We start from the raw sequence: 9,137 nt of genomic DNA, 5'->3' as shown, positions 1-9,137 counted from the left end.
CGGATGGGGCGGATGGGGCGGATGGGCCGGATAGGCCGGATGCGGGCCATGCCTCGCCGTCTGACGAAAAGCGCTGCTCGCCAAGCATTGAGGCCAGCCACCTCACCAAAAAGTTCGGAGATTTTACCGCTGCCGATGACATCAGCTTCAGCGTGATGCCCGGCGAGATATTCGGCCTGCTCGGCCCTAATGGAGCAGGAAAATCAACAACGTTCCGCATGCTTTGCGGCCTTTCGCGTCCCACATCGGGGCAGTGCTCAGTCGCCGGTATGGACCTGCTCACCGCAGGCAGCGAAGCCCGCGCGCGGCTGGGGTATATGGCGCAAAAGTTTTCGCTGTACCCCGATATTCCGGTTGTGGAAAACATCAAGATTTTTGCCGAACTGTATGGCCTGAGCCGCCAGCGGCGCGAGGAACTTTTGCCTGTCCTGTCCGGCGCGCTGGAATTGCAGGATTTTCTGCATAGCCGCACGGGCGATCTGCCTTTGGGGCAAAAACAGCGGCTGGCCCTTTTGTGCGCCACCCTGCACGAGCCGCCCGTGCTGTTTCTGGACGAACCCACATCCGGCGTGGACGCGCGTACCCGACGCGATTTCTGGAAGCATATTTCAGCTATAACCACCGCCGGGGCCGCCGTGCTTGTCACCACGCACTTTATGGAAGAAGCTGAATACTGTGACCGCATAGCCCTCATCTATCGGGGGGCAATGATACGTATGGGAACGCCTGACGAACTCAAGGCTTCATGCACGTCAGTGGAAGATCCCACTCTGGAGGAAGCCTTTATTGGCAGTATTGAGGAATATGATAAAAACAATCCCCAGTAGCAACGCATGACGTTGTGTAACGCTCAGTAATATAATACAAATTTTCTGAACGCCTGTTCCGCGCCTGTGACATGTTATGAAAACAAACCTCTGGCTTCAGCAACTGCTGGCTCTCATCCGCAAGGAATTTCAGCAGATCGTGCGCGATCCCTCCTCTTACCTGGTGGCCGGGGTATTGCCGCTGATTTTTCTGCTGCTTTTTGGCTACGGCATTACTCTGGATGCGGGCGTGCTGCGTCTTGCCGTGCTTAATGAGAGCGGCGGCAGACATTCGCTGGATCTGGCGGCAAATTTTGCGCATTCGCCGTGGTTTTCAACCGTTGGCGCCGGAAGCATGGATGAGGCCGCCCGCCTTATGCGGGATTCGAGCGTACAGGGAGTGCTGGTTTTCCGGCAGGATTTTGATGCGGCGCTGGACCGCGGAACGGCAGGGGATCTGCAGGTCCTTGTGGACGGGGCCGAACCCAATACGGCCCAGTATATCCAGAGCTACAGCCAGGGGCTTGTAAGCAGATGGCAGGCCACGGCCCTGCCGGGCGGGGAGGCGCTGCAGGCTCCCATAACCCTGCAAACGCGCTTTTGGTACAATCCGGCAGCAAAAAGTGTGCAGTTTCTTGTGCCGGGGGCCATTACGGTCATCATGACACTTATCGGCACGTTGCTGACGTCTCTGGTTTTTGCCCGTGAGTGGGAGCGAGGCACTATGGAAGCCATGTTTGCCACGCCGGTAAGCCGCATGCAGCTTTTGCTCGGCAAGCTTATTCCCTATTTCTGCATGGGCATGTTCAGTATGGCCCTTTGCGCCGGGGCGGCGGTGCTGCTTTTTGCCGTGCCGTTTCGTGGTTCCTGGTGGGTTTTGCTGGTTATCTCTTCTGTTTTTATGCTCAGCGCTCTTGGGCAGGGCTTGCTTATTTCCGTCACCCTGCGCGGACAGCTTGTGGCCGCCGAGGCCGGGCTGTTTTCAGGCTTTTTGCCCGCTTTGCTGCTGTCGGGTTTTGTTTTTGATATTAACAGTATGCCTCCTGTCCTTCAGGCTCTTACACGGCTGCTGCCCGCCAGCTATTTCAACACCTGTTTGCGAACGATATTCCTGACCGGCGACGTATGGGAGATCTTCGTCCCGAGCCTGGCATTTATGGGCCTGCTGGCCGCTGTGCTGCTGGGCCTGGTCTACAAAAATCTTGTAAAAAGGCTGGACATCTAGAATGGCGCGGCGCTTCACAGGCTTTCATGCGGCCAGTAAAATGGCGGCAGGGGGGATGTCCCGGCTGAGCGCGTTTTTTCCGCGTCTTAACTGGCGGCGCATGGCGACCATTGTGCGCAAGGAATTGCTGGTACTTTTGTGCAACCGCATTTCGCGTATCCTTATTATTGTGCCGCCGCTCATGCAGATCGTCATTTTCGGATGGGCCGCCACAATGGAAGTGCGCAACGTGGATGTGGCCGTGCTCAATTATGACAGCGGTCGCTGGAGCCGCGACATCATCCACTCCATAGAAGGCTCACCCACGTTTCGGGGGGTTGCGCATCTAGAGGGGCATGGGCAGATCCGCCCCACGCTTGATCAGCAAAAAGCCCTTTTTATCCTCGTGTTTGACGAAGAATTTTCACGCCGTATCGAAAAGGGCGAACCGGCGGAGGCGCAGGTCATTCTGGACGGGCGGCGCTCCAATGCGGCGCAGATCGCGGCCTATTATCTGGAGCGCATGACGGCACAGGTGGCGGCGGCCACGCCGCGTGCGCAGCCTGTGCAAGGCATGGCGGCCCCAATCCCGCAACTGGACATACGCATGCGCTGCTGGTTCAACCCCAACCTCGAATTTCAGTGGTTTTTTCTGCCCAACCTTATCGGTATGCTGAGTTTTATGCTGGGGCTGGTGGTGACGGGGCTTTCCGTTGCGCGGGAGCGCGAAGTGGGAACTTTTGACCAGTTGCTGGTTTCTCCTGCCATACCTATGGAAATCGCGCTGGCAAAGCTGGTGCCCGGCTGTCTTGTGGGCATGGTGCACGGGACCATATTTCTGCTTATTTCCGTATTTGGTTTCGGCGTGCCTTTCACCGGCTCGGTACTGCTGCTCTACGTGGCAATGCTTGTATTTGCGGCGGCTTCGGGCGGTGTGGGACTTATGGTGTCTTCACTGTCGGCCACACAGCAGCAGGCATTTCTTGGGGCGTTTACTGTGGGGGTCCCCTGCATTCTCATTTCCGGCGCGGTTACGCCGGTCATGAATATGCCGGTTTTTTTGCAGCACGCCAGCCAGCTCAACCCCTTGCGGCATTTTACAACCATCACGCAGGGGGTTTTTCTGAAGGATATTACTGTGGCGGCCGCTGCGGTAAGTCTGGGCAAGATCACCTGCATCAGCATTGTTACCGTGGGCGTGGCGGTGTGGATGTTCAGGCGCAAGGCCTAGAGCATTTTAACTTTCAAAAAGTGTAAATGCTCTAACGCTGCACGAAAGTGCAGCGCGCCACAATGTGGCGTGGATTCAGCCGAAAATCGCATTTTCCGGCTGAATGAAAACTTTGAAATGTGAAGCATTTCAAAGTTAATCTGCTCTGGCTGCGTGAGCAGGCGTTCGCTACGGAGGCGTAAGCGCAGTTTATCTGCGCGGTTAAACGCCGAAGTGAGCGTGCCTTAAACTTTGAGAATGTATATTCTCAAAGTTAATCTGCTCTAGAGCAATTTCACTTTGAAATTGCTCTGGCTGCGTGAGCAGACGTTCGCTACGGAGGCGTAAGCGCAGTTTATCTGCGCGGTTAAACGCCGAAGTGAGCGTGCCTTAAACTTTGAGAATGTATATTCTCAAAGTTAATCTGCTCTAGGATATGAGTGGATGAGAGGTCTTATGTTTTTTGTCGGGACGCCTGCGCGGCCTCTGCTGCGGGAGCAGGCATTCGTCCACCACGACGTAGGAGCAGCTTCGGCCGTACGCCCTTTTGCGCGGAGGACGGCTGAAGCTGCATATGGTTTGTGGAGTGCGGGTTTACTTATCCACTTCAAAGGCGCTGCAAAGCCGCCCCTATGTTTGCGGGGGATTGCCTCGGGGATGTTCCTCGCCGGGGTGCGGCGTTGCCTGAGACTTGTTTGGGGCAGCAGGAGCGCCGTGCGCTGTGTTGCCGCCCTGACGGTTTTCAGGCACGGGATGGGGCGCGCGCTGCACCCTGCCCACTATGGTGGCTATGACCACGATGGAATAGACATAGGCAATAAAACCCACAAGCACCGCAGCATTTTTGGCTATCCAGGTACTGGGGGTAATATCGCCGTAGCCGATGGTCAATATGGTGACGTAGCTGAAGTAAAAGAGATTGTTGATGGCGTTTTCACCATCGCCCAGACCGTTGAAAGAGCCGGGGTGGGTAAATTCGATGGCCAGAAAAAGGTAAAATCCGCAGTAACCGATAAGCATAAGGCCGCAAACAGCCGCATATACAATGCGTGTTGTAACCATGTGCGCTTTGTAAATCTGTCTGAAAACCTCAAGCATGATGCTGCCGAAAAAGCAGATATAGAGCAGCAGCATTTCAGTAAGAAAGTTGCTGACAAAAAAAATGTTCAATGCCCGGCAAATGAGCAGCAGCACGCCGAAGAGCACTACAAGCCATATAACACGCCGCTTGAATTCAAAAAGCACCAGTCCGGCCAGCAACTGGAAGGGCAGGTAGATGGACTGGGCCACCCCGCCATAGATATTGTTGGGGAAAAAAATGTTGCACACAAAAACGCAGAGCAGCGAAGCCATCAGCAGCTCAAAACGGTGAATATAGAGCTGTGAACGCAGAGAATTCAGTTTTTGCAGCATGGTACCCCTCACTGGAGGCAGATACTACAAATATTGCCCGTGGCGGGCAAGTGGTCTGAAGGGCTTTATGTGGACAGGACGGCGCATGAACCGTAGAGTATTGCCTGTTGTGAGATTTTACGGAAAGTAATGGAGAGTGCCATGCCCCGTTTTTGTCGCCTTTCAGTCACCGGAGCGCTGTTTTTCTTGCTGGCCTTGCTGGTTATGCCGCCCTTGATGGGCAAGGCCCTGGCCGTACCCGTGACTACCAAATATTATAGCGTTGAACTGCCCCCGGATTGGGTGGTGGTTAACGGCCCCGCCAAGGTAAAGGACGCTGTCCAGGTGCTGTTGGGACAGAAAAACCACAAGGCCTCGGCCCTGATCATCGTGGGACCGGCCAAGCCCGGTGAAGCCGAAGCGGCTGCCAAGGCCAATGCGCAAAGGTTGGGCGGCAGCAGCCCCGTGCTGCGCCAGGGCCAGTGGGAATTTACTTTTGAGCAGCAGGGGCTGAAGGGGTATGGCATTGTGCGCGAAGACGCCCCTTCCGGAGTGCTGCTCATGCTTGTGGTCAGCGGCGACCTTGCCATGACCGACTTTGTGTATAAAATGCGGGGACCATACAAGGCGCTTATGCCGCTGAAGCCAACGCTGCCCTAGAGCAATTTAACTTTTAAATTGCTCGGACGGCTGTGTGAGCAGACGTTCGCTACGGAGGCGTAAGCGCAGTTTATCTGCGCGGTTAAACGCCGAAGTGAGCGTGCCTTAAACTTTGAGAATGTATATTCTCAAAGTTAATCTGATCTAAAAGAGTTTTTTAAATATAAAAGCCCGGGAATACTTTTTGTATCCCGGGCTTTTTTGTCCTGCCCTCCCTCTGCCGCCCGCTGCGCAGGCGTCCCAAACGAAGGCAGCCAGAATATGTCAAACGTTAACCGATTTAGACAGTGTCGTCACGAGATGGATTTCCTTGGTATATCAAGGAGAACGAGCCTTTTATGTAAGGAGTGTACTCTTATGGTACTCGACCGGAATAAAAGGCGAAGTTCGACGCAGAGATACCGGGAAAGGCGCTCGTGACGGCACTGTCTAGCGGTTACTGCCCTGACTCCAGAGCCGCTTGGCTTTGAAGCCCTGCGCTCTCAGTGCTTTTGCAAGACGTGCGCTTCAGCGCTTCGCCCCGCCGCCACGGCACTTTCAATATAAAACTGCCCTTAGAGCATTTTTACTTTGAAATTGCTCTGGCGACTGCGTGAGTAAGCGCAATTTATTTGCGCTGTTAAGCGCCGAAGCGAGCGTGCCGTAAATTTTGAGAATGGACATTCTCAAAATTAATCTGCCCTAACGGATGAAGCTGGTGGGCTCCCAGGCCTCGGGCGCGGGCGGATTGATTCCGGCTGCCTTGCCTGCGGCGATACACTTGATGAGCCATGCCATGTTGTTGCCGAGGGTACGCATTATCTGCATGCCTTCTTTGTCCTGCACAACTTCTTCCGCGTTGTTGCCGTGCACTGAATTCCAGTACTGGGAAGACACGAGAGGCATGCGGGCAATGGTGAAGTACTTGTTCAGCCGGTCAAAAGAGGCGCTGGCCCCGCCCCTGCGGCAGCTTACCACGGCTGCGGCCGGTTTGAAGGCATACGCGGCGGACTTCATGTAAAATACGCGGTCCAGCAGAGCGCAAAGGGTGGCGTTGGGCCCGGCGTAGTACACAGGTGAACCTACCACAACGCCGTCGGCCGCGCGCAAAAGGTCGATGCTTTCGTTAACCGGATCGTCCTTGAAGACGCAATAGCCGGTTTCCTTGCATTTTCCACAGGCGATACAGCCGCGTATGGCTTTGGAACCGATCTGGATGATCTGGCTTTCAACGCCGTTTTGTTCCAGTTGCGCGGCCACGGTGGACAGCGCCGTAAAGGTACAGCCCTTGGGGTGCGGGCTGCCGTTAATGAGCAATACTTTCATAAAAACTCCTTTCTTGCGTTCAGGCATACAAATGCTGCCCGGGCAGCAGGTTTTCCAGAAATGTTACAAGGTCTGAAATGTTGTGGCTTCGGCACGCCAGATAGCAGCCGGTATACTGCGCGTGGGTGAGGCTGGTGCGGTAAACGGCATAGCGCCTGTCTGTCGCTGCAAAGGGCAACCCCAAAACCGATCCTACCGCAGGGTGGATGGGCAGCCAGAAGTCTTCAAGGGGATGTACGTAGTCGCGGCGCACATCCTGCGGCAGGCCCCCCAGGCCAAGCAAACACAGCAGGCTGTCTGCCACATGAAAGAGCAGGGTGCGGCCGGGATGGTTCACAGTAATGAAAAGCTGTTCATGGCGCCAGCGTTCGCGCAACAGCGCCGCGCAGTTTATGGGGCTTGCGGCCTGCTTTTGCTCTTCCTTTTGCAGGCTGTCCTCGGCCACGGCCTCCACGTCTCCCATAAGTGCGGGACCTGCGCGCAGGTAGACGTTCAGCGCCTCCTGCGGAGTAAGCCCCTTTTCCAGCAGGGTCTCAAGCAGGCTGTCGCCAAAATTGATGGGCGGGCTGCTGCTCCAGAAGGGCCAGTATCCTTTGAAGAAAAGATTTGGAATTTCAACCGACTGGCAAGACCGGGGCAAGCGGGGCAAAATCTGTTCTGTGGAAATGCTGCCCCATTTGGGGGCCAGGGGCTGATAGAGAAAAAGGGAACATTTTTTCAGGTCGGCTTCGGCAAGATCTTCCTTGGTGTAGTTGATACAGTGCCGGACGGTAAAACGCCGTGCAAAAGCCGGAGAATTTTCCAGCAGAATTCTCAAAGCCTCGCCCTGGCAGTTGGCGTGCAAAAGACAGAGGGCCTGCGGCATGGCGATTTTGGGGCTGCCGGGTGGCCGGGCTAGCGCGTTTCCAGGTAGGTGGCGCTTTGTGCGCCTTTTTCTGACACCGTAACGCTGTACAGGCGCACCTGCCGGGCCTGCGGGTCTTCGTGTTCCGCCAGCAGCGCTTCCATGCCCTGCCAGATATGCCGTGCAAGGTTTTCTGACGAAGGGTTGATACTGTCAAAGGGAGGCGTTTCGTTGAGCAGGCGGTGGTCCAGCGCGTCCAGTACGGCTTTGAGCGCTTTTTTCAGTATCTTGAAATCCAGCAGCATTTCTGTCCGCGGGGCAAGGCGGTTGCCCTCAACCGTCAGTTCCACGGCAAAATTGTGACCGTGCATGCGCTCACACTTGCCTTCATAATGCCGCAGGGCATGCCCGGCGGAAAAGTCGTCGCGCACAGTGAGGCGCCAGAGTTTTTCAGACATCAGGACAGTATCCAGTAGACCACGAAGGCCGATAAAATGACGATGATAATGGCCAGCACGATGCGGGCGTTCTGATTCCACTGAAAGTTGACGCTCTCTTCATCAATATTCGGGTCGCCCGTGGAAGGCGGCGTGAAGATGCGTTGCAGCCAGGAAAAAAAAGACATGCAATACCAGTGTGTTTGGAGTTTTATTCCTGTGAGCCTGTTCTGTCGAGAATAGCAATTGCGTGGAATTTGTCAAAACAAGCCTGGGGGCAGGCCAACTGGGATGTGTTGACGCCAGGTCATCGCCTTGTCATGCTGCCGGGCATGAAATGGCCCAGAATGACAATCCATACTGCGGATGGCCCGGTGTCGGCCATAGCCCCTGTGCTTTTGGCGGTAAGCCGCGCCACGGACATACCGGCTTTTTATATGCCCTGGTTTATGGAGCGGTTGCGGGCGGGCTATGCGCGCTGGGTCAATCCCTTTAACGGGCAGCCGCAGTATGTGTCTTTTGAGCGGGCGCGACTGGCCGTTTTCTGGAGCAAAAATCCCGCTCCGTTGCTCGGCTGCTTGCCCGGCATCAGGGAGTACGGTCTGACGGGCTATCTGCAATATACGCTCAACGATTATGAAAACGAAGGCTGGGAGCCTGGCTTGCCGCCGTTGCGCAAAAGGGTGGAAACGTTTCGCCGTCTGGCGGACAGGCTGGGGCCGGAGCGCATGATCTGGCGCTTTGATCCGCTTCTGTTGGCCGCGGCACACGGACATGACATGCTTACTCCTGCGGTTTTATTGGACAGAATTGCCGTAATAGCCAAGGGCTTGGCCGGATACACGGCAAAGCTGGTTTTCAGCTTTGCCGACATTGCGCCCTACCGCAAGGTGGAGGGCAATTTACGGCGCAACGCTATTGCCTGGCGTGATTTTACGCCGGAAGAAATGCGACAGACAGGCGCGGCCATTGCGGACATCTGCGCAAGTTACGGCATGCGGGCCGCCACATGCGGCGAAAAGGCGGATCTTTCCGCCCAGGGCGTGGCGCATAACCGTTGCACTGACCCGGAGCTTGTGCTGAAGCTTGCCGGACGGCATCCGGATGTACTTGACCTGCTGAATCTTAACGGCGCCGAACAACTGCTTCTGCCGGGGGCATCGGGCGCGGGCGAGCGTTCCTATCCGCGTGATCCGGGCCAGCGCCCGGACTGCCTGTGTGTGCCGTGCAAAGACATCGGGCAGTACAATACCTGTCCGCACGGCTGCGTCTATTGCTA

The 9,137-nt window shown here is 55.8% G+C and carries 10 protein-coding genes; 5 read left to right on the top strand and 5 right to left on the bottom strand.

Annotated features, from left to right (window positions below; translation table 11 throughout):
* The 3 genes from V6C07_RS10070 to V6C07_RS10060 all read left to right on the top strand — a co-directional run.
* The coding region (locus tag V6C07_RS10070; RefSeq protein WP_333536318.1) for an ABC transporter ATP-binding protein at positions 1–827 on the top strand (827 nt) is incomplete at its 5' end.
* Between the two features lie 76 nt (positions 828–903).
* On the top strand, positions 904–2,031 hold the full coding sequence (locus V6C07_RS10065) for an ABC transporter permease (protein ID WP_333536317.1): 1,128 nt from the start codon (positions 904–906) through the stop codon (positions 2,029–2,031).
* A 100-nt stretch (positions 2,032–2,131) separates the two neighbouring features.
* Entirely contained in the window at positions 2,132–3,241 is a 1,110-nt protein-coding gene (locus tag V6C07_RS10060; protein ID WP_333536316.1) for an ABC transporter permease, read from the top strand.
* 609 nt (positions 3,242–3,850) lie between these two features.
* Here V6C07_RS10060 and V6C07_RS10055 read toward each other — a convergent pair.
* A complete protein-coding gene (locus tag V6C07_RS10055) occupies positions 3,851–4,633 on the bottom strand; it encodes a potassium channel family protein (protein WP_333536314.1) in 783 nt (260 codons plus the stop codon).
* A 141-nt stretch (positions 4,634–4,774) separates the two neighbouring features.
* Between V6C07_RS10055 and V6C07_RS10050 the strand changes: the two genes are divergently transcribed.
* The gene (locus V6C07_RS10050; protein ID WP_333536312.1) at positions 4,775–5,272 is read left to right on the top strand and encodes a hypothetical protein; all 498 of its coding nucleotides are present in this window, start codon (positions 4,775–4,777) and stop codon (positions 5,270–5,272) included.
* Between the two features lie 681 nt (positions 5,273–5,953).
* Here the strand turns inward: V6C07_RS10050 and V6C07_RS10045 are convergent.
* From V6C07_RS10045 to V6C07_RS10030, 4 genes are read right to left on the bottom strand one after another with little or no spacing between them, the layout of a single operon-like run.
* Positions 5,954–6,577 (bottom strand): flavodoxin family protein, encoded by a 624-nt coding sequence (locus V6C07_RS10045; protein WP_333536311.1) that lies wholly within the window; start codon positions 6,575–6,577, stop codon positions 5,954–5,956.
* A gap of 19 nt (positions 6,578–6,596) precedes the next feature.
* The gene (locus V6C07_RS10040) at positions 6,597–7,442 is read right to left on the bottom strand and encodes a WcbI family polysaccharide biosynthesis putative acetyltransferase (RefSeq protein WP_333536310.1); all 846 of its coding nucleotides are present in this window, start codon (positions 7,440–7,442) and stop codon (positions 6,597–6,599) included.
* A 29-nt stretch (positions 7,443–7,471) separates the two neighbouring features.
* Positions 7,472–7,879 carry a 6-carboxytetrahydropterin synthase QueD gene (gene queD, locus V6C07_RS10035; RefSeq protein WP_333536309.1) on the bottom strand — a complete coding sequence of 136 codons (408 nt, stop codon included), beginning with the start codon at positions 7,877–7,879 and terminating at the stop codon, positions 7,472–7,474.
* Positions 7,879–8,046: a hypothetical protein gene (locus V6C07_RS10030; RefSeq protein WP_333536308.1), complete on the bottom strand. Its 168-nt coding sequence runs from the start codon at positions 8,044–8,046 to the stop codon at positions 7,879–7,881. Before V6C07_RS10030 ends, queD begins: the two co-directional genes overlap by 1 nt.
* Before the next feature lie 69 nt (positions 8,047–8,115).
* On the opposite strand from V6C07_RS10030, the gene V6C07_RS10025 reads away from it, so the two are divergent.
* A partial coding sequence (locus V6C07_RS10025; RefSeq protein WP_333536307.1) for a DUF1848 domain-containing protein occupies positions 8,116–9,137 on the top strand: 1,022 nt, incomplete at its 3' end.

This window comes from Desulfovibrio sp. 1214_IL3152, from assembly GCF_036763055.1.
Classification (GTDB): Bacteria; Desulfobacterota; Desulfovibrionia; order Desulfovibrionales; family Desulfovibrionaceae; genus Desulfovibrio.
The sequence above is the reverse complement of the archived record's forward strand: the minus strand, read 5'-3'. Positions and strand labels throughout refer to the sequence as shown.